Here is a 23,526-nt window from a genome sequence, read left to right as displayed (position 1 = left end):
CTTCGGCCGGATGTGCAAGAGCCCCGACCAGCGGGGCTCCCGTTCGAACGAAGGCGCTTAGTTGACCTTCGGATCCAGCTCGCCGCGGGCGTAGCGCTGGAACATGCCTTCCAGGGAGATCGGCTTGATCCTGGAAGCGTTGCCGGCGGTGCCGAAGGCTTCGTAGCGGGCGATACAGATGTCGCGCATGGCCTCGACGGTCTTGGCGAAGTATTTGCGCGGGTCGAACTCGCTCGGGTTCTGCGCCAGGAAGCGGCGGATGGCACCGGTGGAAGCCAGGCGCAGGTCGGTGTCGATGTTCACCTTGCGCACGCCGTACTTGATGCCCTCGACGATTTCCTCGACCGGCACGCCGTAGGTCTCTTTGATCTCGCCGCCGTACTCGTTGATGATCGCCAGCCAGTCCTGCGGTACCGAGGAAGAGCCGTGCATCACCAGGTGGGTGTCCGGGATGCGCGCGTGGATTTCCTTGATGCGCTGGATCGACAGGGTGTCCCCGGTCGGCGGCTTGGTGAACTTGTAGGCGCCGTGGCTGGTGCCGATGGCGATGGCCAGGGCGTCGACCTTGGTCTTCTTCACGAAGTCGGCGGCTTCTTCCGGGTCGGTCAGCAACTGGCTGTGGTCCAGCACGCCTTCCGCGCCAACGCCGTCTTCCTCGCCAGCCATGCCGGTTTCCAGGGAACCCAGGCAGCCCAGCTCGCCTTCCACGGACACGCCGCAGGCATGGGCGAACGCCACGGTCTGCTGGGTCACGCGGACGTTGTAGTCGTAGTCGGCAGGGGTCTTGCCGTCTTCACGCAGGGAGCCGTCCATCATCACCGAGCTGAAGCCCAGCTGGATGGAGCGCTGGCAGACGTCGGGACTGGTGCCGTGGTCCTGGTGCATGACCACCGGGATGTGCGGGAATTCTTCGATCGCGGCGAGGATCAGGTGGCGCAGGAAGGGTGCGCCGGCATATTTGCGAGCACCGGCGGAAGCCTGGACGATCACGGGCGAATCGGTCTTGTCGGCCGCTTCCATGATGGCGCGCATCTGCTCGAGGTTGTTGACGTTGAAGGCCGGCACGCCGTAGCCGAATTCGGCGGCGTGATCCAGCATCTGGCGCATGCTGATGAGTGCCATGGTTCTCGTATCTCCCAATCGCGGGGTCGTTCAGTGATTCAGAAGCCTGCCGCAGGGGCAGGCCCGGTTCAAGTTCCTTGCGAGGAGCGGTCGCGGCGCCGCGCCCCTGCCGGCGCTGCTCAGCGCGCCTTGCAACCGCGACCGATGAGGTCGTCGGTTTCGACCCAGTACACCAGGCCTTCGTCGTTCTCCAGGTGGAAGCCCAGGCGTCCGTCGCTATAGAAAGCGCCGACGGCCGCAGGTTCCTGCTCCAGATGGTGGACCACGTCGTCCTCGTCCTTCAGGCGCAGGTCGACGATGTTCCTGCTGCCGTCGATGTAGCGCCACTCGATCACCGCCTTGCTGTCGCAGGTCCAGCGGGTCCAGTCCCTGCCGCCCGGCTTGCCGGAGGAGCCGGAGCAGCCGGCCAGCAGGGCCGCGGCGGCGAGGCCGCCGAACAGGGCGAAACGCGGGTAGTTCATGTTGCATCCTCCATCCGTGCGCAAGGCACCGCCGCGCCTCGCCGGGCCGCAAGCGGCTCGCGCGGCGGCCGCCTGGCCTCGCCTGCCACGGGAAAGGCGCAATGCTACTGCGTACGCCGCCGAATCCCCAGCCCTTTCCGTAGAAACTGGCGGAAAACGATTACGGGCATTCCACCGGCTTCTGTCCGGCGGTCGGGTCGCCGCTGCTCTGCTGCTCGACCCGCTGGCGATTCTGCTCGGTCGGCACCATCACGTCCGGCGGGCTGATCACCTCGCAGGTGCTCGGGCGTCGGCCGCCATCGCCGCCACAGGCGGCCAGGCCCAGGCAGAACAGCAGGAGCGGCAGGGTCAGGGTTCGCATGGGGCACCTCCTTTTTTCGTCGTCCTCAAGGGTGTGACCCCCGAGGACGGCGAATGGTTTGCCCCGTCTGCGTCAGCCCTTGGCGCGCTGCTCCAGGATTTCCACGGCCGGCAGGACCTTGCCCTCGACGAACTCGAGGAACGCGCCGCCACCGGTGGAAATATAGGAGATCCGCTCGGCGATGCCGTACTTGTCGATCGCCGCCAGGGTATCGCCGCCGCCGGCGATGGAGAATGCCGCGCTGTCGGCGATGGCGTTGGCCAGGGTACGGGTGCCCTCGCCGAACTGGTCGAACTCGAACACCCCGACCGGACCGTTCCACAGGATGGTCTTCGAGGTCTTCAGCAGGTCGGCGAACTGCGCGGCGGTCTGCGGGCCGATGTCGAGAATCATGTCGTCGTCGGCGACCTCGGCGATGGCCTTGACGGTCGCCACGGCGCTCTCGGCGAACTCCTTGGCCACCACCACGTCCACCGGCAGCGGCACCTTGACCTTGGCGGCGATGGCCTTGGCGGTCTCGACCAGGTCGGCCTCGTACAGCGACTTGCCGACCTTGTGACCGGCCGCGGCAAGGAAGGTGTTGGCGATGCCTCCGCCGACGATCAACTGGTCGCAGATGCCGGCCAGGCTGTTCAGCACGTCGAGCTTGGTGGACACCTTGGAGCCGGCGACGATCGCCGCCATCGGCCGCGCCGGGTTGCCCAGGGCCTTGCCCAGCGCGTCCAGCTCGGCGGCCAGCAGCGGGCCGGCGGCGGCCACCTTGGCGAACCTGGCCACGCCGTGGGTGGAACCCTCGGCACGGTGGGCGGTGCCGAAGGCATCCATCACGAACACGTCGCACAGCGCGGCGTACTTTTGCGCCAGCTCGTCGGCGTTTTTCTTCTCGCCCTTGTTGAAGCGCACGTTCTCGAACAGCACCAGGTCGCCCGCCTTGACCTCGACGCCGTCGAGGTAGTCGGCCAGCAACGGCACTTCGCGGCCCAGGGCCCGGGACAGGTACTCGGCCACCGGCTTCAGGCTGTTTTCGGCGGAGAACTCGCCCTCGCTCGGACGGCCCAGGTGCGAGCAGACCATCACCGCCGCGCCCTTCTCCAGGGCCAGCCTGATGGTCGGCAGGGCGGCCTTGATCCGTGCATCGCTCTGCACCTGGCCGTCCTTCACCGGAACGTTGAGGTCCTCGCGGATCAGCACGCGCTTACCTTTGAGGTCGAGGTCAGTCATCTTCAACACGGTCATGACAATCAGTCCTTGGGTACTTGTTGATCAGGCACGGCGGCGCGCAGGTAGTGTCCGGCGACGTCGAGCATACGGTTGGCGAATCCCCATTCGTTGTCGAACCAGGCCAGCAGGTTGACCAGGCGGGGCCCGGAAACGCGGGTCTGGCTGCCATCGACGATGGCCGAATGGGGGTCGTGGTTGAAATCGCAACTGGCGTGCGGCAGCTCGGTATAGGCCAGCAGGCCGCGCAGCGGGCCGCTGTCGGCGGCCTCGCGGAGCACCCGGTTGATCTCGGCGGCGGAGGTGTCGCGGGAAGTCTGCAGGGTGATGTCCAGCGCCGAGACGTTCACCGTGGGCACGCGTATGGCTTTGGCCTGGATGCGTCCGGCAAGTTCCGGCAACAGACGCTCGATGCCGCGCGCCAGACCGGTGGACACCGGGATCACCGACTGGAACGCCGAACGGGTACGGCGCAGGTCCTCGTGATGGTAGGCATCGATCACCGGCTGGTCGTTCATCGCCGAGTGGATGGTGGTGATCGACACGTATTCCAGGCCGATCGCCTCGTTCAGCAGCTTGAGCAGCGGCACCCCGCAATTGGTCGTGCAGGAGGCGTTGGAGACCAGCGTCTCGCGGCCGCTGAGGTCCTGCTGGTTGACCCCGTAGACGATGGTGGCGTCGATGTCCGCCTCGCTCGCCATCGGCTGCGAGAACAGCACCCGCGGCGCGCCGGCGCGCAGGAAGCGCTCGGCCTGGGCGCGGTTGGTGTACTGGCCGGAACACTCCAGCACCAGGTCGACCCGCAGCGCCTGCCAGTCGATGGCTTCCGGGGTGGGGCTGCGCAACACCTTCACGCAGTCGCCGTTGATGTGCAGGCAGTCGCCATCGACCCTCACCTCGCCGGGAAAACGGCCGTGGGTGGAGTCGAAGCGGGTCAGGTACTCGACGCTGGCCTGGTCGGCCAGGTCGTTCAGCGCGACGATCTCGAAGCCCAGTTGTTCCGGGCGCTCGTGCAGCGCGCGCAGGACGCAGCGGCCGATACGGCCATAGCCATTGAGCGCGACGCGGAAAGGCGGGGTGGACATCGGCAGGGGTAGCTCCGGCAAGAGGCCAGGGAAAGGCGCCAATTATGCGGGGGATGGGCTCGCGTGGGAACCGTCGGCATCCCGTCCCGCGCGGGCTGCACCGCGATGAGGCCCCCCGCCCGGCAGCTGAAACGATTCATGCGACGCACGGCTGGCGTCACCGCGCTCCGCTGTGCAAGGCTCGCCGCAACCCCCGACCGCCAGGAGCGCCAGATGCCTCGCTTCGCCGCCAACCTCAGCATGCTCTATCCCCAGCACGACTTCCTCGAGCGCTTCGCCGCCGCTGCCGCGGACGGCTTCGAGGGCGTGGAGTACCTGTTCCCCTATGCCTATCCTGCGGCCGAACTGAAGGCCCGGCTGGACCATCACGGCCTGCGCCAGGTGCTGTTCAATGCCGCGCCCGGCGACTGGGACAAGGGCGAGCGCGGCCTGGCCAGCCTGCCGGGGCGCGAAGCCGAATTCCGCCGCGCCATCGCCCAGGCCATCGACTACGCCCAGGTCCTCGGCAATCGCCATATCCATGTGATGGCCGGGCTGCTGCCGGCCGGCGCCGAGCGTATCCGCCATCGCGAGACCTACCTCGACAACCTCGCCCATGCCGCCCGCGAGGCCGCCGGCGCCGGGCTGACGGTGCTCATCGAACCGATCAACAACCGCGACATGCCGGGCTTCTTCCTCACCCGCCAGGACGACGCCCAGGCCATCTGCCGCGAGGTCGGCGCGGACAACCTGAAAGTGCAGTTCGACTGCTACCACTGCCAGATCGTCGAGGGCGACCTGGCCACCACCCTGCGCCGCGACATCGGCAATGTCGGCCATGTCCAGATCGCCGGGGTGCCCGACCGCCACGAGCCGGATGGCGACAACGAAGTGAATTATCCCTACCTGTTCGAGCTGCTCGACCGGCTCGGCTACCGGGGCTGGATCGGCTGCGAGTACCGCCCGCGCGGCGACACCTCGGCGGGCCTGGAATGGCTGCGGCGCTGGCGCGCTACTCGACGCGACGGATGATCGGCTCCAGCGCGTCCAGGCGGTCGTGGGCGGCCAGCCAGTCGCGCACTTCCGCGCACCACTGCTCTTCCTTCAGCACCGCGCGGGCATGGGTCAGCACGCGCGGCCAGGGACGGTCGTCGAACAGGCGCAGCAGCACCTCGTTCAGTTGCTCGCCGCTCAGCGGCCGGCGGCCGCGGCGCACCGGCGCGTCGACCCGCTGCGCCAGCGATTGCAGCACCCGCTCGCGCTGCGCCGTATCCACCGGCATCGGCTGCTCGTCGTAGGCGCAGAGCACCAGGATCTCCGGCGCGACGTTCTCCAGCAGGCCAGCGCGCAACCGGCAATGGCCGTCGAGGATCACGCAGGCGTCCAGGCAGTTCAGGCGCAGCGCCAGCACCGGCGGCAGCTCGCCTTCGCGGGCCTTCTTGCGCCACCACTTGACCCGCCCCTCGTCGTCCTCGACCCGGCGCAGGGCGATCAGCGCATCGTTGTCGCGCCCCCACCAGTCGAGCCACTGCACCCAGTCGTCGTCGAGAACCTTCTCCAGGCTGTGGAAGCGCCAGTCCGGCAACAGTGCGTCGCGCCCTACGCTGCGGTAGCGCCAGCGCTCCAGCACCCGCTCGCGCGGATCGTGGCTCTGCGACGGCTGCCAGGCGGGCGCCTGCTCGGCGAGCGACAGGCGCAGCAACCAGCGCCCGGCCTCCAGGCAACTGCCCGGGCTGGCGCGCAGGGCCTCGACGAAATGCCGGCTCCAGGCCTTGTAGCGGGCCTCGCCGCGCAGGCCGCGCAACGATTCCAGGGTTGGCGAGTCGATGGGCGGCACGCTGGCCTGTTCCGGGCTCGCCACGGCCAGGCTCTTCACCAGCCAGATGCCGTCGTGGCACGGCAACTGGGTGCCCCAGAGCAGCGGCTGATCGCCACGCACCAGGCGGATGCGGCCCTGGCCGCCGGATTGCAGGTGAACGCAAGAGGGCGCCCGATGGGCGCCCTCCACCTGGACCGCGAGGCCCAGCCATTCGCCATTGGCGGGGCTTTCGAGGTCCCGCCAGTAGAGCCTGTGCATCAGTCTTCCAGCAGTTCCTCGGCCACCGCCAGGACGTTGTCCAGGGTGAAGCCGAAGTGCTCGAACAGCGCCGGGGCCGGCGCCGACTCGCCGAAGCTGGTCATGCCGATGATGCGCCCGTCGAGACCGACGTACTTGTACCAGTAGTCGGCATGGGCGGCCTCGATGGCGATGCGCGCGCCGACTTCCACCGGCAACACGGACTGCTTGTAGGACTCGTCCTGCTGCTCGTAGACGCTGGTGCACGGCATCGACACCACGCGGACCTTGCGGCCCTGCTCGCTGAGCTTGTCGTAGGCCTGCACGGCCAGGCCGACTTCCGAACCGGTGGCGATCAGGATCAGTTCCGGCTCGCCGGCGCAGTCCTTCAGTACGTAGCCGCCGCGCGCGATGTCGGTCACCTGGGCGACGTCGCGCGCCTGATGCGGCAGGTTCTGGCGGGAGAAGATCAGCGCGGACGGACCGTCGGCACGCTCGATGGCATGCTTCCAGGCCACCGCCGACTCGACCGCATCGGCCGGGCGCCAGGTGTCCAGGTTCGGGGTCAGGCGCAGGCTGGCCAGTTGCTCGATCGGCTGGTGGGTCGGGCCGTCCTCGCCGAGGCCGATGGAGTCATGGGTGAACACGTAGAGCACGCGCTGCTTCATCAGGGCGGACATGCGCACGGCGTTGCGCGCGTACTCCATGAAGATCAGGAAGGTCGCGCCGTAGGGAATGAAACCGCCGTGCAGGGCGACGCCGTTCATGATCGCGCTCATGCCGAACTCGCGCACGCCGTAGAACACGTAGTTGCCGGCGGCGTCGTCGGCGCTGACGCCCTTGCAGCCCTTCCACAGGGTCAGGTTGGAGCCGGCCAGGTCGGCGGAACCGCCGAGCAGCTCCGGCAGCAGCGGGCCGAAGGCGTTCAGCGCGTTCTGGCTGGCCTTGCGGCTGGCGATGGTCTCGCCCTTGTTGGCGACATCGGCGACGTAGGCAGCGGCCTTCTCGGCGAAGTCGGCCGGCAGCTCGCCCTTCAGGCGGCGCAGCAGTTCGGCGGCCAGTTCCGGATGGGCGGCCTGGTAGGCGGCGAAACGCTTGTTCCACTCGGCTTCCTGGGCGGCGCCGGTTTCCCTGGCGTCCCACTCGGCGTAGATCTGCGCCGGGATCTCGAACGGACCGTGCTCCCAGCCCAGCGCGGCGCGGGTCGCGGCGATCTCGTCGGCGCCCAGCGGCGCGCCGTGGCACTCTTCCTTGCCCTGCTTGTTCGGCGAGCCGAAGCCGATCACGGTCTTGCAGCAGATCAGGGTCGGCTGGTCGCTCTTGCGCGCGGTATCGATGGCGGTCTTGATCTCGTCGGCGTCATGCCCGTCGACATTGCGGATCACCTGCCAGCCGTAGGCCTCGAAGCGCTTCGGGGTGTCGTCGGTGAACCAGCCGTGGACCTCGCCGTCGATGGAGATGCCGTTGTCGTCGTAGAAGGCGATCAGCTTGTTCAGGCGCAGGGTGCCGGCCAGCGAGGCGACCTCATGGGAAATGCCTTCCATCATGCAACCGTCGCCGAGGAAGGCGTAGGTGTAGTGGTCGACCACCGCGTGGCCGTCGCGGTTGAACTGGGCGGCCAGGACCTTCTCCGCCAGCGCCATGCCCACGGCATTGGCGATGCCCTGGCCGAGCGGACCGGTGGTGGTCTCGACGCCGGCGGTGTAGCCGTACTCCGGGTGACCCGGGGTGCGCGAGTTGAGCTGGCGGAAGTTCTTCAGGTCCTCGATGCCGAGGTCGTACCCGGTGAGGTGCAGCAGGGAGTAGATCAGCATCGAGCCGTGGCCGTTGGACAGCACGAAGCGGTCGCGGTTGGCCCACTGCGGGTTGCTCGGGTTGTGCTGCATGTAGTCGCGCCAGAGGACCTCGGCGATATCGGCCATGCCCATCGGGGCGCCCGGGTGGCCGCTGTTGGCTTTCTGCACGGCATCCATGCTCAGTGCACGGATGGCATTGGCTCGCTCACGACGGCTGGGCATCGCAATTCTCCTACGGGGGTTGCTGGTCGAGGACCAGGAGTGAAAAAAAGGGCGCCATTTTCGCCCACCGAAGGCCCAGGGGGCAATGACAGATCGGCAGGGGGACAGTATGTCGCTGCCGACCGGTTTTGCCAGAAGCCTGGCGCAGGCCGATTGCAATTGCGCGACGGCCACCCGTCATCAATATCAAAAATTTTTGATACAGGCATTGCCGGGGTCCGGACCCGGTACTAGACTGCGCCTCCATGAGCCTTCGCGTGCCTTCGATACGACCAGACGACTACGACCCGCTCGCCGCGCTGTGCAAGGCCGCTGGCGACTCGCTGCGGCTGAACGTGCTGCGCGCCCTGGCCAACGATTCGTTCGGCGTGCTGGAGCTGGCGCAGATCTTCGCCATCGGCCAGTCGGGCATGAGCCACCATCTCAAGGTGCTGGCCCAGGCCGGGCTGGTGGCGACGCGCCGCGAGGGCAACGCGATCTTCTACCGGCGCTCGCTGCCGCTGGTCGAACGCACCGGCGGCGCGCTGCATGCGGCGCTGCTGGAGGAAGTGGACGAACGGGTACTACCCGACGACGTGCGGGCGCGCATCGATGCCGTACACGCCCAGCGCGCGGCGGTCAGCCAGGATTTCTTCGCCCGCGCGGCGGACAAGTTCCAGGCGCAGCAGGACCTGATCGCAGGACTGCCGCAATACCGTGAGAGCGTGTTGGCCTTGCTCGACGCACTGGCCTTCGCCCCCGGCGCCACGGCGCTGGAGGTCGGCCCGGGGGACGGCGGGTTCCTGCCGGAACTCGCCAGGCGTTTCCGCCAGGTCACGGCGCTGGACAACAGCGCGGCGATGCTGGAGCTGGCGCGCCAGCGCTGCAAGGAAGAAGGATTGGGCAACGTCCGCCTGGAATTGGCCGATGCCCTGCAGGACTCCGCCGAACCGGCCGATTGCGTGGTGCTGAACATGGTCCTGCACCACTTCGCCGCGCCGGCGGAGGCGCTGAAACAGTTGGCCCGCCTGGTCCATCCGGGCGGCAGCCTGCTGGTGACGGACTTGTGCCGGCACGACCAGGGCTGGGCCAGGGAGGCCTGCGGCGACCTCTGGTTGGGTTTCGAACAGGAGGACCTGGCCCAGTGGGCCGACGCCGCGGGGCTCACGCCCGGCGAGAGTCTTTACATTGGTTTACGCAATGGCTTCCAGATCCAGGTCCGGCACTTCGCCAGGGATGCATCCGAAAGCCGCCTCACCCACCGGTAATGTAGGAACCGATTGATGAGCGAATATTCCGTTTTCACCTCCGAGTCCGTGTCCGAAGGCCATCCGGACAAGATCGCGGACCAGATCTCCGACGCGGTGCTGGACGCCATCATCGCCAAGGACAAGTACGCTCGCGTGGCATGCGAGACCCTGGTCAAGACCGGCGTGGCGATCATCGCCGGTGAAGTCACCACCTCCGCCTGGGTCGACCTGGAAGAGCTGGTGCGCAAGGTCATCATCGATATCGGCTACGACAGCTCCGACGTCGGCTTCGATGGCGCCACCTGCGGCGTGCTGAACATCATCGGCAAGCAGTCGGTGGACATCAACCAGGGCGTCGACCGGGCCAAGCCGGAAGACCAGGGCGCCGGCGACCAGGGCCTGATGTTCGGCTACGCCAGCAACGAGACCGACGTGCTGATGCCGGCGCCGATCTGCTTCTCCCACCGCCTGGTCGAGCGCCAGGCCGAGGCGCGCAAGTCCGGCCTGCTGCCTTGGCTGCGCCCGGACGCCAAGTCCCAGGTGACCTGCCGCTACGAAGGCGGCAAGGTGGTCGGCATCGACGCGGTGGTGCTGTCCACCCAGCACAACCCGGAGGTCTCCTATAACGACCTGCGCGACGGCGTGATGGAGCTGATCATCAAGCAGGTGCTGCCGGCCGAGCTGCTGCACAAGGACACCCAGTTCCACATCAACCCGACCGGCAACTTCGTGATCGGCGGCCCGGTCGGCGACTGCGGCCTGACCGGGCGCAAGATCATCGTCGACTCCTACGGCGGCATGGCCCGCCACGGCGGCGGCGCGTTCTCCGGCAAGGACCCGTCCAAGGTCGACCGCTCCGCCGCCTACGCCGGCCGCTACGTGGCGAAGAACATCGTCGCCGCCGGCCTCGCCGAGCGTTGCGAGATCCAGGTTTCCTACGCCATCGGCGTGGCCCAGCCGACCTCGATCTCGATCAACACCTTCGGCACCGGCAAGGTCAGCGACGAGAAGATCGTGCAACTGGTCCGCGAGCACTTCGACCTGCGCCCGTACGCGATCACCAAGATGCTCGACCTGCTCCACCCGATGTACCAGCCGACCGCGGCCTACGGCCACTTCGGCCGTCATCCGTTCGAGCTGACCGTGGACGGCGATACCTTCACCGCGTTCACCTGGGAGAAGACCGACAAGGCCGCTCTCCTGCGCGACGCCGCTGGTCTGTAAGCGACCGCACGATGAAAGAAGCCCCGCTTCGGCGGGGCTTTTTCGTTTCCGGCAGGCTCAGCGCATGCGGAAGGCTTCCTGGTGGAACAGCCGCAGCGGCATGCCCTGCCGGCGCAGATCGCGGCGCAGGCTGTCGGCCAGCCCCTGCGGACCGCAGAACCAGACGCTCGGCCAGCGTCCTTCGGCGCTCTTCAGCACGCCCAGTTGCGCCGCCTGCGGCTTGCCCTGCTCGTCGCTATAGCGGATGTGCAGGGTCACGCTGGGCAGGTGTTCGCAAAGCTCGCGCAAGCGCCCGGCGAACAGCGCTTCCTGGGAATTGCGCACGCAATAGTGCAGTTCCACCGATGGCGCGCTTTCCGGCGCGGCCTGCAGCGACTCCAGCCAGGCGATGAACGGCGTCACGCCGATCCCGGCGGCGACCCAGACCTGCCGCCCGGCCAGGCCACGGCGGAAATCGAAGCAGCCGTATGGCCCCTCCACCTCGACCCTGGCGCCGACGTCCAGGTTGGCCTGCAGGCGCCGGGTGTAGTCGCCCAACGCCTTGATGCTGAAACGCACCTCGCCGCAGCCGTGGTCGGCGCTGGCGATGGTGAACGGATGGGCGCCCTCCAGGCGGTCGCAGGTGAGGAAGGCGAACTGCCCGGCTCTGTGCGACCAGTCGCCCTGCAGCCGGCAGGTCACCTCGAGCAGGCTTTCGCCACGCCGCTCGACGGCGGTGACCACACCCGCATGACGGCGCGCGCGCCCGATCCGTCCGCTCAAGGACAGCAGTGCACAGGCCGAACCGAGCAAGGCGCACGCCGCCACCAGCCAGCCGGCCGGCTGGCTCCAGTAGCTGGCCGGAGCGAGCACCACGGAATGGAAGGCCAGCACCAGGTAGACCAATGCCAATGCCTTGTGCACATGGCGCCAGAGGTGGTACGGGAAACGCTGCCAGAGGGTGATCAGCAGCATCCCGCCGAGAATCCACGCCGACCATTCGCCGAGGTCCTTGGCCGAACCGCGGAACACATCGAGGAAGGTTTCCACCCGGGGCCCCTTGGCCGGCTTGGCGACGATGCTCGCCAGCAAGGGACCGCCCAGCTCCAGCAGGTAATGCAACAGGCCGAGGACGATGGCCAGGATGCCCGCCCACTTGTGCAGGCGGTACATGCGGTCGAGCCCGTCCAGCGGCTTCTCCAACCAGGTCGGGCGCACCGCCAGCAGCATGATCAACGACATCAGGGCGAAGGACGCTACCCCGGTAAGCAGGATCGCCTGCTTGCGCACCACCCAGATATCCAGGCTCGCCGGCGGATCGATGGCCAGCGTCAGGCCCCAGGCCGCCAGCGCGGCGGCAAGGACTCCCCACAGCAGTTTCATAGGCACAACTCCTGAACAGAACGCGCGAATCACTGGCCTGAACCCTGCGCGCCCAGTCTTAATTGTCCCTTAACTTAGTGAGGGAATTGACGTAAGCGGCGAAGCTTTCCCGCAGCGCAATGACCTGCGTCAATCGTTGCCGGCCTTCAACCCCGGGAGGTGCGGCGCTATGCTGGGCCGCCGCGTCCACCGCCGAGCCGTGCCATGAAGATCCGCCTGCTGTCCGACCTGCATCACGAACATTTCGATGGCCGTCGCCAGTTGCCGGAGGTGGAGGCGGACGTGGTGGTGCTGGCCGGCGATATCCACAGCCACCTGGAAGGCCTGCACTGGGCCCGCGAGACCTTCGCCGACAGTGAGATCGTCTATGTCGCCGGCAACCATGAGTTCTACTCTTCGGAAATGACCGACCTGACCCAGGCGATGCGCAATATCGCCCGTGCGCTGGAGATCCACTTCCTGGAAAACGACGAAGCACGGATCGGCCCGGCGCGCTTCCTCGGCGCCACCCTGTGGACCGATTTCCAGCTCCACGGCACGGCCGGCTATGCGCCCGCCCATGAACTGGCCCTGCAATCGATGCCGGACTTCAGTTGCATCGACTGGTTCGGCGGCGACTTCACCCCCGAGCAGAGCATCGCCCTGCACCGCGCCTCGCGCGACTGGCTCGCCGAACAGCTGGCGCGACCCCACGACGGCCCGACCCTGGTGGTCAGCCACCACGCGCCCAGTGCACGGTCGATTCCGCCGCAGTTCGTCGACAGTCCGCTGTCGCCAGCCTTCGCTTCCAACCTCGACGAACTGGTGGCGCAGGCCGACTACTGGCTGCACGGACACGTCCATGACGCCCTCGACTACCGCATCGGCGAGGCACGGGTGCTGGCCAATCCGGGCGGCTATCCCCACGAGAAAGGCGGGTTCCGTCCGGAGTTCGTCTTCGAGGTCTGAGCCTCAGCGCGGCAACTGGCTGAAGAAGCGCCAGATTTCCGCTGGCGCGTCCAGTTCCGGGTCGCTCTTGCCGAGGATCCGCGGGAAGCGATAGTCCGGCTGCGCCAGCACGTGGCCGCCACCATGCACGCTGAGCAGTTCCACCGGCGGATGGCCGTCTTCCTGCCAGCGCTGGCGCTCGGTCCAGACCGGGCCGGGACGGGTCAGCGGCGCCACGTCAGGCTGCGCGGCGAGGCCGTTCAGGCCGGCCCACCAGCGTGCCGAGTCGAGGGTCGAGCGTACCGCGCCACGGTCGCCGAAGCCGAACAGGCTGACCTTGCCGCCGAGATAGGGATTGATCGGATCACGCGTGCCGTTGATCAGCAACACCGCGGTCGGCCGCTCGAGCGGCCGGCAGGCATCGTTCTCCATGGTCGGCAGGCTCGCCGCCACCGCTGCGATTGCCGCCGGCAACCCCGGCGCTTCGGCGGCCAGGCGGAAAGCCATCTGGCCGCCATTGGAGTAGCCGGTCACATATACCCGCTGCGGATCGACACGGTATTCCTGGGCCAGCCGCGCAACCAGCGCGCGGAGGAAAGCCACGTCGTCGACGTCACGCAGCCGCGCCGAGTAGCTGGCGGCCTTGCGGCAGTCGTTCCAGTGGCCCTCGAAGCCGTCCGGGTAGGCCACCAGGAAGCCTTCTTGCGCCGCCAGTCGATCGAAGCCGTAGCCGCTGATGCGGCGCATCTGCGCGCCATCGCCCCGGGAGCCATGCAGCACCACCAGCAACGGCGCGCCTTCGGGCACGCCCGGCGGCACGTAGAGCAAGTAATGCCGGCGCAGACCCGCGACCTTCAGGCTCGAATCCTCGCTATAGCCGGCCAGCGCGGGAGTGCGCAGGGTCTCGTCCTGCAGCCACCACCAGGCGCCGGCGAGCAGTGCCAGGACCAGCAGCAGGATCAGCGTGCGAACCAGGCGGATCAACGTGCGCATCGCGGTTCTCCGTTCTCGGCCTCTGCGGACAACATTAGGCCGGGTTGCCGACGAACGCGCGGAATCCGGTCCTTCTTCAGAGACCCCGGGACACCGGACTTTGCTCCCGGACAACCACATCCATGCCGATTGCTGGCACACTTGCGCCTTTGCCGCGCCGGCTGCCATCCGCACCCCGCGCCTGCCAGGAGGCCCGACCGAGCCGCCGCCCGGCAGTCGCGCCGGCCGTTCGATCAAGGAGACCCGTCATGTCCATTCGTCCTTCATTGCCGCTGGCCGGCCTGCTGCTCGCCGTGTCCCTGCCGCTGTTCGCCGCCCAGCCGGGCGCCAAGGGCGGCGCCCCGCTCACCGGCTGCGCCGCCAAGCAGGCCGCGATCGAGGCGAAGCTGGAAACCGCCCGCTCGTTCGCCAACGAAGGCCAAGTGGCCGGCCTGGAAAAGGCCCTCGCCGAGGTCAAGGCGCATTGCACCGAAGCCGGCCTGCTGCGCGAGAACAAGCAGAAGGTGATCGACAGCGAGCGCGAGGTCAGCGAACGCGAGAAGGACCTGCGCAAGGCCATGGGCAAGGGCGATCCGGAGAAGATCGAGAAGCGCAAGGCCAAGCTGGCCGAGGCCCGCGCCGAACTGGAAGAGGCCAAGAAAGGCCTGGAACAGGCCCAGGCGCAGTAGGACACAGGTGCCGCCCACCGCCCTGCGCCTCGCCCCTTCCACGTAGGGCGGATAACGCCCACGGCGTTATCCGCCGGGCATTGCCCCTTGCGCGCGGGCGATGCCCGGTTCGGCCTCAGAGCGCGCGGAATTTCTTGTGGCAGGCTTCGCAGGCGTCTTCCACCGCGGCGAAGTCCTTGCGCACCCCGTCCGGGGTTGGGGTGGCCTGGCGGGTGTTGTCCTGCAGGCGGTTCATCGCGTCGATGAACACCTGGGTGGCACCCTTGAATTCCTGCTGGCGCTGCCAGACCTCGTCCTTGGCGCGGGTGTCCTCGCCCTCCTCGCCGGCCTTGGGACTGGGGAAGTACTGCCAGGGCTGGTCGGCCAGTTCGTGCAGCTTCGCCGAACCGGCGCGGAATTTCTCGGCGTCGAAGGGCAGGCGTCCGCGGAGCATCCCGCCCATGTCCTCGCTGGTCCGTAGCATTTCCTTGAAGATCGCCTGGCGCTTGGCCTCGGGCGAATTGGGATCCATACGGTGACAGCCGCTCAGGGCGACGCCGGCCAGCAGCACGACGAGCAGGGACTTCAGCTTCATGGCAAGGCTCTTTTTTCAGGGTCGATCACGGAAGCGGCGGATTATCCGCCGCGACCGCCGATTGATCCAGAGCCGCGCGCCCGCACTGCGGCCATAGGCCGCAGCGGGCTGCTCAGGCGGAAACCACGAAGAAGGCGGCGATGAGCAGCATGCCGGCGAACCAGACCAGCGAGCGCAGCGGCCCCCAGTCGGCGAGGTAGCAGATGACATAGAGCAGGCGACTGGTGATCCAGGCAATGGCCAGGCTATCCAGGGTCGCCTGCGAAGCGTTGCCGACCAGATGGGCGATGATCACCGCCGCGGCGAACGCCGGGGTCACCTCGAAAGCGTTCAACTGGGCATTGTTGGCACGCCGGCGAAAGCCTGCGAGCGAACCTAGGAACGCCCGTGGATCGGCGTTGGCCCGAGCGCCATAGCCCTCCCCGCCGAACTTGGCGATGGAGGTACAGACGTAAGGCAGGAAGATCGCGATCAGCACGCACCAGAAGGCGATGGTCATGGCAGCTCCTCGTCGTAATGGAACTGCAACTCAAGCTGGTGCCGCCGGTTCTGTAAAGGACCGGCTCACAGCTTCATCAGCAGCATTCCGGCCAGCACCAGGCCGCAGGCCAGCAGGCGCGGCAGGCCGAACGGCTCCTTGAGGAAGCGCATGCCGAACAGCACCGCCAGCAGCACGCTGGTCTCACGCAGCGCCGCCGCCTCGGCGATCGAGCCCAGCTGCATGGCCCATAGCACCAGGCCGTAGCTGGCCAGCACGCAGACCCCGACCGCCAGGCCGAGCTTCCATTCCAGCGCCCAGAAGCGCACGAAGGCGCGGGTTCGCGCGCCAGCGGCGAGCAGCGGGAACGGCAGGCCGGAAAGCAGCGTCAGCCAGACCAGGTAGTCCAGCGCCAGTGGCCAGCGCTTCAGCGCATTGCCGTCGCTCCAGGTGTAGCCGCCGATGCACAGGCCGATCAGCAGCACCACCGGCAGGGTCCGCCAGGGCAGGCGCGAGCCGCCGCCGCCCCAGAGCAGGCAGAGCATGCCGAAGGGGATCAGCAGGATGCCGAGGATCTGCCGGCCGCCGAGCTGCTCGCCGCCGAATGCCAGGGTCAGGCCGAGCACCACCAGCGGCGACAGCCCGCGCATCAGCGGATAGACCAGGCCCAGGTCGCCGACCTTGTAGGCCTCGATCAGCAGCACCCGGTAGAGCAACTGCAGGACGGTGGCGCCGAGCAGCCAGGGCCAGACCTCGGCCGGCGGCAGGCTGACGAAGGGCAACAGGAGGACGGCGCAGAGCACCCCGACCACGTCCATGCAGGCCACCACCAGCAGGCGATCGCTGCTGAACTTGACCAGGGTGTTCCAGGTGGCGTGGAGGACGGCGGCGCACAGCACCAGGCTGGTGGCGAGCATGATCGGCCTTATTGGTATAGACCAACACAGTCTATCCCGCCGGCGCCTCTAAATGCTCGCCCCGTTGCGGCGTTTTTTCCTGAAAGCTCCTAGGAAAGCGGAGAAACACGCAGCAGACATTGTCAGGCCAACGGCTTAATCTTCGGACAATCCTGATGGACTACCATCGGCCAGCGCCGCACAGTGCCGGCCCGGCCTCCCTTTCAACGACACAGGAATCCCTGCCTTGAGCGCTCTTCTCAAGCCCTTCGACAATCGCTTGTTCTGGCCCGCGGTCGCCGTCGGCGGCCTGCTGATCCTCGCCTTCGTCCTCTATCTCCAGCATGTGCGCGGTTTCGCGCCCTGCTCGCTGTGCATCTTCATTCGCCTGGACGTGCTCGGCCTGGTGTTCGCCGGGATCGTCGGCAGCCTCGCCCCGCGCTCGCGGTTCGCCGGTGGCGTCGCTGCGCTGGGCATGCTCGCCGCCAGCCTGGGCGGGATCTATCACGCCTGGTCGCTGGTCGCGGAAGAGAAACTCGCCGCCCAGGGCATGGGCAGTTGCAAGATGTTCATGGGCTTCCCCGAATGGATACCGCTGGATACCTGGCTGCCGCAGGTCTTCCAGCCCGAGGGGTTGTGCGGCGAGGTGGTCTGGACCCTGCTCGGCCAGTCGATGGCGGTCTGGTCGCTGGCGCTGTTCGTGTTCTGCCTGCTGGCCCTGGCGGCCAAGCTGGTGCTCGGCCGCCGCACCGCCTGACACTGCCGATATCCGTGCCGGCACAAGGAACGTGCTGGCCATTGGCTGGTCTACAATCGAGCTTTCTCAACCCGGATGAGTAACACCATGCCTCGATTCCTCAGAAACGCCCTCCTCCCCTTCCTCGCCCTGCTGCTCAGCGGCTGCGGCTACAACGCCATGCAAGCCGGCGACGAACAGGTGAAAGCCGCCTGGTCGGAAGTGCTGAACCAGTATCAGCGGCGCGCCGACCTGGTACCCAACCTGGTCAGCACGGTGAAGGGCTATGCCTCCCACGAGGCGTCGGTGCTGACCCAGGTCACCGAGGCCCGGGCCAAGGTCGGCAGCGTGCAACTGAACGCCGACCAGCTGGACGACGAACAGGCCGTGCAGCGCTTCCAGAAGGCCCAGGGTGAACTGAGCTCGGCGCTCTCGCGTCTGCTGGTGGTCACCGAGAACTACCCGCAGCTGAAGGCCGACGGCCTGTTCAAGGACCTGCTGACCCAGCTGGAAGGCACCGAGAACCGCATCACCGTGGCCCGTGGCCGCTACGTCAAGTCGGTGCAGGAATACAACGTGCTGCTGCGCCAGTTCCCCGGCGTGATCACCGCCAAGCTGTTCGGCTACAAGCCCAAGGCGAACTTCAGCGTGGAAAACGAAGCGGCGATCTCCACCGCGCCGAAGGTCGACTTCGGCAATCCGCAACCGGCGCAGTAAGCCATGCGCCGGCTGCTACTGGCTGCCGGGCTGCTGCTCGCCAGCCTGGTCGCCTGGGCCGATGTGCCGCCGATACCCGCGCTGACGGCGCGGGTCACCGACCTCACCGCGACCCTTTCCGGCGATCAGCGCCAGCACCTGGAGCAACAGCTCGCCGCCCTGGAAACCAAGAGCGGCGCGCAGGTCGCGGTGCTGCTGGTCCCGACCACCGGCGACGAGTCCATCGAGGAGTACGCGGTGCGCACCTTCGAGAAATGGAAGCTGGGCCAGAAGAAGGTCGACGACGGCGTCCTGCTGCTGGTGGCGAAGAACGACCGCACCCTGCGCATCGAGGTCGGCTACGGCCTGGAAGGTGCCATCACCGACGTCCAGGCAGGACGGATCATCAGCGAGCAGATCACCCCGCAGTTCCGCCAGGGCAACTTCTATGGCGGCATCCAGGCCGGCGTGGATAGCCTGGTACAGCTGATCGATGCCGAGAAGAACCCGGATAGCGCTGCCAGCGCTCCCCTCGACGCCTTGCCGGCGATTCCCGAGGCCACGCCGCCGCGGGCGCTGCCGAAGCCGATCGAAGAAGGATCGATGTATGACAGCACCCCGGCGCAGCCGAAGAAGAAGAGCGGCCTGAGCGGACAGCTCTGGGACAACCCGGTATATCTCGGCGTCTATGTGGCGGTGCTGCTCGCCGTGGCCCTGCTCGGCCGCCTGCTGCCACTGCAGTGGATGCGCCGGCGCAGCATCGGCCGCTTCCTGCTCTGCAGCGCAGCGGTCGCCGGCCTGGCCTGGCTGTTGAGCATGGGCCTGTGGCAGAACGTCGACCGCGCGGCGGACGACAGTCTCGGCGTGCTGGCACCGACCCTGTTCATCTACGCCCTGTTCCTGCTTCCCGGCGAAGTGCTGATGGCCATCCTCAGCGCCATCCTCAGCAGCCGTGGCGGCGGCGGTGGGGGCGGCGGCAGCGGCGGTGGCGGCATCTTCCGCGGCGGTGGCGGTTCCAGCGGCGGCGGCGGCGCTTCCGGGCGCTGGTGACAGGAAAGCCCGGGGCTCGTGCCCCGGGCTTTTTTCATGGGGCGGACCTGTCGCTGACGGCGGAACCGTTCGCGGCGCAAAGGCCTCTGCGCTCTCCCCGGCCCCTTCCCGCCCGCGGGAACGGACACAGCGGATAGCTCGTCGGGCCTCAGGCGTACACCCACAACACCCGCACCGGCGCCTGGCTGCGGTTGGCATAGCGACTGCGCATGCGGCTGGGAAGCTGGAAGCCGTCGCCCGCGCGCAGGCGCAGTTCCTCGTCCTCCAGCCACAGGGTCAGCTCGCCCTCGAGCACGTAGCCGCCCTGCTCCGAGCTGTCCAGCAGGTCGCGTTCGCCGCTGTCGGCGCCTGGCTCCAGGCAGGTCTCGAGCATGAAGAAGGCGCCGCCCAGGCGCGGCGACACCAGGTTGTCGCTGGCGCCGCGGGCGTAGGCCAGGGTCCGGCGCTCGTCCGGACGGGTCACCCAGGGCGAGGCCTGGGTCTTCGGCGAGCAGAAGAAATAGGTCGCCGGCACCCCGAGCACCTGGCTGATCGCTACCAGATCGTCCACCGCCGGCCGCGACAGGCCGCGCTCGACCTGGGAAACGAAGCCCACCGAGCGGCGGATGCCGTCGGCCAGCGCCTGCAGGGTCATGCCCTTGCGCTTGCGCAGTTCGCGCACCAGGCTGGCGATCTGCGCCAGGTCGTCGGCTACCTCGGTCATTTCGGCTCCAGGCCCCTCTCAGAACAGGTCGCGCAAACGGTAATACGCTTTGCCCAGGGCTTCCAGCGGCGCGGCGAAGCGCTGGCCGCCGGGAAACTTCGGATTGCGCAGGCGCTGGTACAGCGCCAGGGTCTCGTCGTCGCCGAGCAACGCGTCGCTGACCGCCCTGGCCGCCGCCAGGCTCGGCAGCACGCCATGCCCGGAATAGCCCTGCAACCAGTAGCGGTTGCCCTGTCGGCCGATGTCCGGGGTACGCCGCATGCTGCAGTCGATATGCCCGCCCCAGGCGTATTCCAGCTCCACCCCGCGCAACTGCGGGAACACCCGTTCGAGGTAGGGCCGGGTGGCGGCGCGGATGTCGTCGGGCATGCCGCCCAGGTAGGTGCAACCGCCGCCGAACAGCAGGCGGTGGTCCGGGGTCAGGCGGAAGTAGTCGAGGACGAACTGGTTGTCGGTCACGCAACAGTTGCGCGGCAGCAGCGACTTCGCCCGTTCCTCACCGAGCGGCGCGGTGGCGACCTGGTAGGTGCCCACCGGCAGCATCCGTTGCGACAGCTCGCGATCCAGCCCGTCGATATAGGCATTGCAGGCCAGCACCAGCGCCGCACAGCGTATCTCGCCGCGCTCGGTGCGGACCCGGTAGCCGTCGCCCTCCTCACGGTAGCTCAGGGCCCGGGTCCGCTCGTGGAGGCGCCCGCCGGCGCGCTCGATGGCGGCGGCCAGGCCGAACGCCAGCTTCAGCGGGTTCAGGTGCGCCGCGTGCGGGTCATAGAGGCCGGCGAGATAGCGTTCGCTGGCGATCCACTCGGGCAGCTCGGCCTTCGGTACAAAGCGCAGCCCTTCGTAGCCCCAGCGGCGATTGGCCTCGGCCTGCCAGTCATAGAGCAGGCCGACCCGGCGCGGCAGGATCGCCGTCCACAGATGGCCAACCCGATAGTCACAGTCGAATCCGTGCCGCCGCGGCAGCTCGCGCATCTCGCCGGCCGCCCAGAGCATGCCGTCCCAGAGGCGCCGCGCGCCTTCATAGCCGAGGTCGGCCTCCAGCGGCGGCAGGTCGCTGGACCAGCCTGGCAGCGCCTGTCCGCCGTTGCGCCCGGAAGCCGCCCAGGCGACCCGGCTGGCCTCGATGACACAGACCTTGCGCCCGCCTTCCACCAGCCGCAGCGCGGTGTGCAGGCCGCTGAAGCCGGCGCCGACCACCAGCACCTCGCAATCGAGGTCGCCCTCCAGCGCCGCGCGCGGCTGGATCAGTTCGGGATTGGCGGCGGCGTAATAAGTGCCGACGTGCTCGTGGGATTGCAGGAACATGGCGACCTCCGTGAAATTATATTGGTTATTTTTCATGAAAAATAACACTTAAAATTTCACGACACCAGTCCCGAGCATTCGCAAACGGCCGGCAGAATGCCGTCGCGCACCAGCAAAGGCAGAGGGGCAAATGTTCGAAAGGAGGCGGGAAGCCCCCGCCAGAGCGAAACTGGCGAGGGGAACAGACGTGCGGACGGCGCGGCTCGCGCCGCGGAGAAAAGGTGCACGACCACGGGCGGGGGCATGCCGGGCGTGCTGCGCCAGTGTCGGCGCCGACGGGAGCGGGCGACAGGTACGAATGCACCAGCCGCGCTGGTGCATTCGTACCCTCTTCACTTGCGCCCGTTGCCGTTGCGCGGCTCCGGCGCGAAGCCGCGCTCGCGGGCCCAGACGATGGCCTCGCCGCGACTGTGCACGTCGAGCTTGGCGTAGATGGTCGCCACGTGGTTGCGCACGGTGTTCGGCGCCAGGCCCAGCTCCTTGGCGATTTCCTTGTCCGCCAGGCCCTGGCAGATCAGGTCGAACACCTCACGCTCGCGCGCCGTCAGGTCGGCCAGTTCGGCGCCGGTACCCGGGGCGTTGGCGCGACGCACGTTGGCCAGCTTCTCGATCAGGGTGCGGCTGAACCACGAGGTGTCCTGCATCACCGTCTCGATGGCATGCACCAGTTCCATCTCGGTACGCCGGCGGTCGCTGATGTCGAGCAGCGCCACCAGCACGCAATCCTGTTCGTTGAGGCTTACCGCCTCGGCCGAGACCAGGCAGTCGAGGCCATTGCGGTCCTTGTGCTGCAAACGCAACTGCACGTTGCGCACGCTGCCGCTGTGGCCGAGCAGCTCGCGCAGGCGTTCGCCGCCGCCATCCAGCCACAGGCCGCCGGCGATGGTGGACTCGCCGAGCAGCTCCTCGGCCGGGTAGCCGAAGGTTTCGCCGAACGCCTGGTTGACGTCCAGCGCCTGCAGGTCGTCGCCGCCCAGCACCAGGCTCGGCACCGGCGCCATGCGGAACGCCTTGGCGAAGCGCTCCTCGCTCTTGCGCAGGGCCTCCTCGGCCTTCTTGCGCGGCTCGAGGTCGGTGAAGGTGAACAGCATGCAGGCCTCCTCGCCCACCTCGATCGGCTGTCCGGCGACCACCACGCACTTGCGCCCGCCTTCGGCCACCCGCAGGCTCGCCTCCATCTGCGGGATCGTCTCGCCGGCGCTCAGGCGTTCCACCGCCAGGTCGCGGCGCTCGGCCTGGTCGAGCACGTCCAGTTCGTACACCGAGCGGCCGATCACCTGGTCGCGGGCATAGCCGGTCATTTCCAGGAAACCGACGTTGACCTTCACGTAGCGGTAGTCGCCCAGCCGGCAGATCACCGCCGGTGCCGGGTTGGCGTTGAAGGTCTTCTCGAAGCGCTGTTCGGCGCTGGCCCATTCGGTGGCATCGTGGAGGATCAGCACCAGGCAGTCGGGCTTGTCCTCCGGGGTAGTCAGGACCAGGCCACGCACGCGGTGCACCCAGCGGGTGTCCTCGGCGTCGGCTGGAAACACCTCGACCACCACGTCGCTGAAGCACTCGCCGGCCACCAGGCGCTCGGCAGGGTACTGGCCTTCCTGCAACGGATGGTTGTTGCGGTAGCGCAGGCGGAAGCGTTCGCGGTACTCGCCGATGTCCGCGCCCAGCCCGGCCAGCGAATCGACGCCATGCATCGCCAGGGCCGCCTCGTTGGCCCAGAGGATGCGCTGGTCGGGCTCGACCAGGATCACCCCCTCGGTCAGGCCGGCGATGATCTGCTGCAACTGGCGGCGGTCGGTCTGGGTCCGCAGTACCTGGTCGTTCATGCTGTTCCTCTTGGCTGGAGCGATTTTGCGGGGGCGCAAAGGATGCCCGCCCGCCAGCGCCGCGCTCGCGTGACGATTGCACTAGGCGCGCTAGTGCATTTGCATCGCGAAACGATAGCGGAGGCACCCCTACCCTGGCGATACAGGAAGCAATGTCCGGGCGGGAAGCCCAGACGCCGCGCCGGCCGGGAGGCTACGTCGCCCCTCGGTGATGAGGTCGTCGACGCATTCCCCCGACTCGCCCTGCACGAGAAGAAAGCCCCATCCCCTTGCATGAGCGATGCGATGAGCAAGAACAAGCACCCCGATCTCGGCGAGATCCAGCGCACCCTGAACCAGGCGCTGGATGGCTACGACTGCCAGTGCCGGATGCACTACGACGGCACCGTCAGTATCAACGTCAGCGCTCGCGAGCACGACGAAACCTTCACCTTCGTCGGCATCCAGCCCGGCGAGCTGGACAACCCCACCCGCCTGCACCTGTTCGCCGAAAGCCTGCGCCGGGACCTGGCCCTGTTGGAACCCTGGCTGGGAAAGCACGCCGCCTAGAATAAAAAAA

At 67.8% G+C, this 23,526-nt stretch carries 24 protein-coding genes; 9 read left to right on the top strand and 15 right to left on the bottom strand.

What is annotated here, in order from left to right; genetic code table 11:
- Positions 1 to 57 precede the first annotated feature (57 nt).
- The 5 genes from fba to epd form a co-directional block, all read right to left on the bottom strand.
- Complete coding sequence (gene fba / locus B7D75_RS02795; protein WP_003155167.1) at positions 58 to 1,122, bottom strand: class II fructose-bisphosphate aldolase; 1,065 nt, start codon at positions 1,120 to 1,122, stop codon at positions 58 to 60.
- A gap of 119 nt (positions 1,123 to 1,241) precedes the next feature.
- Positions 1,242 to 1,583 carry an MliC family protein gene (locus tag B7D75_RS02790; protein WP_034079670.1) on the bottom strand — a complete coding sequence of 114 codons (342 nt, stop codon included), beginning with the start codon at positions 1,581 to 1,583 and terminating at the stop codon, positions 1,242 to 1,244.
- A gap of 160 nt (positions 1,584 to 1,743) precedes the next feature.
- Positions 1,744 to 1,944 (bottom strand): hypothetical protein, encoded by a 201-nt coding sequence (locus B7D75_RS02785; protein ID WP_034079669.1) that lies wholly within the window; start codon positions 1,942 to 1,944, stop codon positions 1,744 to 1,746.
- A 72-nt stretch (positions 1,945 to 2,016) separates the two neighbouring features.
- The gene (locus B7D75_RS02780; protein WP_053813294.1) at positions 2,017 to 3,180 is read right to left on the bottom strand and encodes a phosphoglycerate kinase; all 1,164 of its coding nucleotides are present in this window, start codon (positions 3,178 to 3,180) and stop codon (positions 2,017 to 2,019) included.
- Positions 3,181 to 3,185: 5 nt separating this feature from the next.
- On the bottom strand, positions 3,186 to 4,247 hold the full coding sequence (epd, locus tag B7D75_RS02775) for an erythrose-4-phosphate dehydrogenase (RefSeq protein WP_053813293.1): 1,062 nt from the start codon (positions 4,245 to 4,247) through the stop codon (positions 3,186 to 3,188).
- A 213-nt stretch (positions 4,248 to 4,460) separates the two neighbouring features.
- Between epd and otnI the strand changes: the two genes are divergently transcribed.
- Positions 4,461 to 5,258, top strand: a complete 798-nt coding sequence (gene otnI / locus B7D75_RS02770; RefSeq protein ID WP_012074105.1) for a 2-oxo-tetronate isomerase — start codon at positions 4,461 to 4,463, stop codon at positions 5,256 to 5,258.
- Here the strand turns inward: otnI and B7D75_RS02765 are convergent.
- Together B7D75_RS02765 and tkt are read right to left on the bottom strand one after the other, a co-directional pair.
- Positions 5,239 to 6,303 (bottom strand): hypothetical protein, encoded by a 1,065-nt coding sequence (locus B7D75_RS02765; protein WP_012074104.1) that lies wholly within the window; start codon positions 6,301 to 6,303, stop codon positions 5,239 to 5,241. The genes otnI and B7D75_RS02765 overlap by 20 nt on opposite strands.
- Positions 6,303 to 8,300, bottom strand: coding sequence for a transketolase (gene tkt, locus B7D75_RS02760; protein WP_033999542.1), 1,998 nt, complete (start codon positions 8,298 to 8,300; stop codon positions 6,303 to 6,305). The genes B7D75_RS02765 and tkt overlap by 1 nt, the downstream gene beginning before the upstream one ends.
- A 245-nt stretch (positions 8,301 to 8,545) precedes the next feature.
- Here tkt and B7D75_RS02755 point away from each other — a divergent pair, with 245 nt between their 5' ends.
- Both B7D75_RS02755 and metK read left to right on the top strand, forming a co-directional pair.
- The gene (locus B7D75_RS02755; protein WP_023443089.1) at positions 8,546 to 9,547 is read left to right on the top strand and encodes an ArsR/SmtB family transcription factor; all 1,002 of its coding nucleotides are present in this window, start codon (positions 8,546 to 8,548) and stop codon (positions 9,545 to 9,547) included.
- 15 nt (positions 9,548 to 9,562) lie between these two features.
- On the top strand, positions 9,563 to 10,753 hold the full coding sequence (metK, locus tag B7D75_RS02750) for a methionine adenosyltransferase (RefSeq protein WP_003084948.1): 1,191 nt from the start codon (positions 9,563 to 9,565) through the stop codon (positions 10,751 to 10,753).
- 57 nt (positions 10,754 to 10,810) lie between these two features.
- On the opposite strand, the gene B7D75_RS02745 is transcribed toward metK, so the two are convergent.
- Complete coding sequence (locus tag B7D75_RS02745) at positions 10,811 to 12,115, bottom strand: ferredoxin reductase family protein (protein ID WP_107113721.1); 1,305 nt, start codon at positions 12,113 to 12,115, stop codon at positions 10,811 to 10,813.
- A 204-nt stretch (positions 12,116 to 12,319) separates the two neighbouring features.
- Here B7D75_RS02745 and B7D75_RS02740 point away from each other — a divergent pair, with 204 nt between their 5' ends.
- Positions 12,320 to 13,063 (top strand): metallophosphoesterase, encoded by a 744-nt coding sequence (locus B7D75_RS02740; RefSeq protein WP_034079664.1) that lies wholly within the window; start codon positions 12,320 to 12,322, stop codon positions 13,061 to 13,063.
- 3 nt (positions 13,064 to 13,066) lie between these two features.
- Here the strand turns inward: B7D75_RS02740 and B7D75_RS02735 are convergent, their stop codons facing one another.
- Positions 13,067 to 14,035 carry an extracellular catalytic domain type 1 short-chain-length polyhydroxyalkanoate depolymerase gene (locus tag B7D75_RS02735; protein ID WP_033999546.1) on the bottom strand — a complete coding sequence of 323 codons (969 nt, stop codon included), beginning with the start codon at positions 14,033 to 14,035 and terminating at the stop codon, positions 13,067 to 13,069.
- 248 nt (positions 14,036 to 14,283) lie between these two features.
- Here B7D75_RS02735 and B7D75_RS02730 point away from each other — a divergent pair, with 248 nt between their 5' ends.
- Positions 14,284 to 14,703 carry a DUF1090 domain-containing protein gene (locus tag B7D75_RS02730; RefSeq protein WP_012074099.1) on the top strand — a complete coding sequence of 140 codons (420 nt, stop codon included), beginning with the start codon at positions 14,284 to 14,286 and terminating at the stop codon, positions 14,701 to 14,703.
- A gap of 115 nt (positions 14,704 to 14,818) precedes the next feature.
- Here the strand turns inward: B7D75_RS02730 and B7D75_RS02725 are convergent, their stop codons facing one another.
- From B7D75_RS02725 to B7D75_RS02715, 3 genes are all read right to left on the bottom strand, one after another.
- Positions 14,819 to 15,277: a c-type cytochrome gene (locus B7D75_RS02725; protein WP_003157090.1), complete on the bottom strand. Its 459-nt coding sequence runs from the start codon at positions 15,275 to 15,277 to the stop codon at positions 14,819 to 14,821.
- Between the two features lie 112 nt (positions 15,278 to 15,389).
- The gene (locus B7D75_RS02720; protein ID WP_003157091.1) at positions 15,390 to 15,776 is read right to left on the bottom strand and encodes an MAPEG family protein; all 387 of its coding nucleotides are present in this window, start codon (positions 15,774 to 15,776) and stop codon (positions 15,390 to 15,392) included.
- Positions 15,777 to 15,841: 65 nt separating this feature from the next.
- A complete protein-coding gene (locus B7D75_RS02715; protein ID WP_003157092.1) occupies positions 15,842 to 16,672 on the bottom strand; it encodes a DMT family transporter in 831 nt (276 codons plus the stop codon).
- A gap of 226 nt (positions 16,673 to 16,898) precedes the next feature.
- On the opposite strand from B7D75_RS02715, the gene B7D75_RS02710 reads away from it, so the two are divergent.
- The 3 genes from B7D75_RS02710 (at position 16,899) to B7D75_RS02700 (ending at position 19,133) form a co-directional block, all read left to right on the top strand.
- Positions 16,899 to 17,408, top strand: a complete 510-nt coding sequence (locus B7D75_RS02710; RefSeq protein ID WP_033999551.1) for a disulfide bond formation protein B — start codon at positions 16,899 to 16,901, stop codon at positions 17,406 to 17,408.
- A gap of 87 nt (positions 17,409 to 17,495) precedes the next feature.
- The gene (locus B7D75_RS02705; RefSeq protein ID WP_003157094.1) at positions 17,496 to 18,104 is read left to right on the top strand and encodes a LemA family protein; all 609 of its coding nucleotides are present in this window, start codon (positions 17,496 to 17,498) and stop codon (positions 18,102 to 18,104) included.
- A 3-nt stretch (positions 18,105 to 18,107) separates the two neighbouring features.
- Complete coding sequence (locus tag B7D75_RS02700) at positions 18,108 to 19,133, top strand: TPM domain-containing protein (protein WP_043098959.1); 1,026 nt, start codon at positions 18,108 to 18,110, stop codon at positions 19,131 to 19,133.
- 148 nt (positions 19,134 to 19,281) lie between these two features.
- Here B7D75_RS02700 and B7D75_RS02695 read toward each other — a convergent pair whose 3' ends face one another.
- The 3 genes from B7D75_RS02695 to B7D75_RS02680 all read right to left on the bottom strand — a co-directional run bounded on the left by B7D75_RS02695 (position 19,282) and on the right by B7D75_RS02680 (position 22,967).
- A complete protein-coding gene (locus tag B7D75_RS02695) occupies positions 19,282 to 19,836 on the bottom strand; it encodes a helix-turn-helix domain-containing protein (RefSeq protein ID WP_012074097.1) in 555 nt (184 codons plus the stop codon).
- A gap of 18 nt (positions 19,837 to 19,854) precedes the next feature.
- Positions 19,855 to 21,144, bottom strand: a complete 1,290-nt coding sequence (locus tag B7D75_RS02690) for an NAD(P)/FAD-dependent oxidoreductase (RefSeq protein WP_003157096.1) — start codon at positions 21,142 to 21,144, stop codon at positions 19,855 to 19,857.
- Positions 21,145 to 21,476: 332 nt separating this feature from the next.
- On the bottom strand, positions 21,477 to 22,967 hold the full coding sequence (locus B7D75_RS02680) for a helix-turn-helix transcriptional regulator (RefSeq protein WP_012074095.1): 1,491 nt from the start codon (positions 22,965 to 22,967) through the stop codon (positions 21,477 to 21,479).
- A gap of 285 nt (positions 22,968 to 23,252) precedes the next feature.
- On the opposite strand from B7D75_RS02680, the gene B7D75_RS29490 reads away from it, so the two are divergent.
- The gene (locus tag B7D75_RS29490) at positions 23,253 to 23,516 is read left to right on the top strand and encodes a hypothetical protein (RefSeq protein WP_012074094.1); all 264 of its coding nucleotides are present in this window, start codon (positions 23,253 to 23,255) and stop codon (positions 23,514 to 23,516) included.
- Positions 23,517 to 23,526: the final 10 nt, after the last annotated feature.

The sequence above is a fragment of the Pseudomonas paraeruginosa genome (assembly GCF_003025345.2).
Classification (GTDB): domain Bacteria; phylum Pseudomonadota; class Gammaproteobacteria; order Pseudomonadales; family Pseudomonadaceae; genus Pseudomonas; species Pseudomonas paraeruginosa.
The sequence above is the reverse complement of the archived record's forward strand: the minus strand, read 5'-3'. Positions and strand labels throughout refer to the sequence as shown.

Coding starts and splice junctions, on each gene's coding strand:
- fba (WP_003155167.1), bottom strand. CDS start 1,122: ATGGCACTCATCAGCATGCGCCAGATGCTGGATCACGCCGCCGAATTC.
- B7D75_RS02790 (WP_034079670.1), bottom strand. CDS start 1,583: ATGAACTACCCGCGTTTCGCCCTGTTCGGCGGCCTCGCCGCCGCGGCC.
- B7D75_RS02785 (WP_034079669.1), bottom strand. CDS start 1,944: ATGCGAACCCTGACCCTGCCGCTCCTGCTGTTCTGCCTGGGCCTGGCC.
- B7D75_RS02780 (WP_053813294.1), bottom strand. CDS start 3,180: ATGACCGTGTTGAAGATGACTGACCTCGACCTCAAAGGTAAGCGCGTG.
- epd (WP_053813293.1), bottom strand. CDS start 4,247: ATGTCCACCCCGCCTTTCCGCGTCGCGCTCAATGGCTATGGCCGTATC.
- otnI (WP_012074105.1), top strand. CDS start 4,461: ATGCCTCGCTTCGCCGCCAACCTCAGCATGCTCTATCCCCAGCACGAC.
- B7D75_RS02765 (WP_012074104.1), bottom strand. CDS start 6,303: ATGCACAGGCTCTACTGGCGGGACCTCGAAAGCCCCGCCAATGGCGAA.
- tkt (WP_033999542.1), bottom strand. CDS start 8,300: ATGCCCAGCCGTCGTGAGCGAGCCAATGCCATCCGTGCACTGAGCATG.
- B7D75_RS02755 (WP_023443089.1), top strand. CDS start 8,546: ATGAGCCTTCGCGTGCCTTCGATACGACCAGACGACTACGACCCGCTC.
- metK (WP_003084948.1), top strand. CDS start 9,563: ATGAGCGAATATTCCGTTTTCACCTCCGAGTCCGTGTCCGAAGGCCAT.
- B7D75_RS02745 (WP_107113721.1), bottom strand. CDS start 12,115: ATGAAACTGCTGTGGGGAGTCCTTGCCGCCGCGCTGGCGGCCTGGGGC.
- B7D75_RS02740 (WP_034079664.1), top strand. CDS start 12,320: ATGAAGATCCGCCTGCTGTCCGACCTGCATCACGAACATTTCGATGGC.
- B7D75_RS02735 (WP_033999546.1), bottom strand. CDS start 14,035: ATGCGCACGTTGATCCGCCTGGTTCGCACGCTGATCCTGCTGCTGGTC.
- B7D75_RS02730 (WP_012074099.1), top strand. CDS start 14,284: ATGTCCATTCGTCCTTCATTGCCGCTGGCCGGCCTGCTGCTCGCCGTG.
- B7D75_RS02725 (WP_003157090.1), bottom strand. CDS start 15,277: ATGAAGCTGAAGTCCCTGCTCGTCGTGCTGCTGGCCGGCGTCGCCCTG.
- B7D75_RS02720 (WP_003157091.1), bottom strand. CDS start 15,776: ATGACCATCGCCTTCTGGTGCGTGCTGATCGCGATCTTCCTGCCTTAC.
- B7D75_RS02715 (WP_003157092.1), bottom strand. CDS start 16,672: ATGCTCGCCACCAGCCTGGTGCTGTGCGCCGCCGTCCTCCACGCCACC.
- B7D75_RS02705 (WP_003157094.1), top strand. CDS start 17,496: ATGCCTCGATTCCTCAGAAACGCCCTCCTCCCCTTCCTCGCCCTGCTG.
- B7D75_RS02700 (WP_043098959.1), top strand. CDS start 18,108: ATGCGCCGGCTGCTACTGGCTGCCGGGCTGCTGCTCGCCAGCCTGGTC.
- B7D75_RS02695 (WP_012074097.1), bottom strand. CDS start 19,836: ATGACCGAGGTAGCCGACGACCTGGCGCAGATCGCCAGCCTGGTGCGC.
- B7D75_RS02690 (WP_003157096.1), bottom strand. CDS start 21,144: ATGTTCCTGCAATCCCACGAGCACGTCGGCACTTATTACGCCGCCGCC.
- B7D75_RS02680 (WP_012074095.1), bottom strand. CDS start 22,967: ATGAACGACCAGGTACTGCGGACCCAGACCGACCGCCGCCAGTTGCAG.
- B7D75_RS29490 (WP_012074094.1), top strand. CDS start 23,253: ATGAGCAAGAACAAGCACCCCGATCTCGGCGAGATCCAGCGCACCCTG.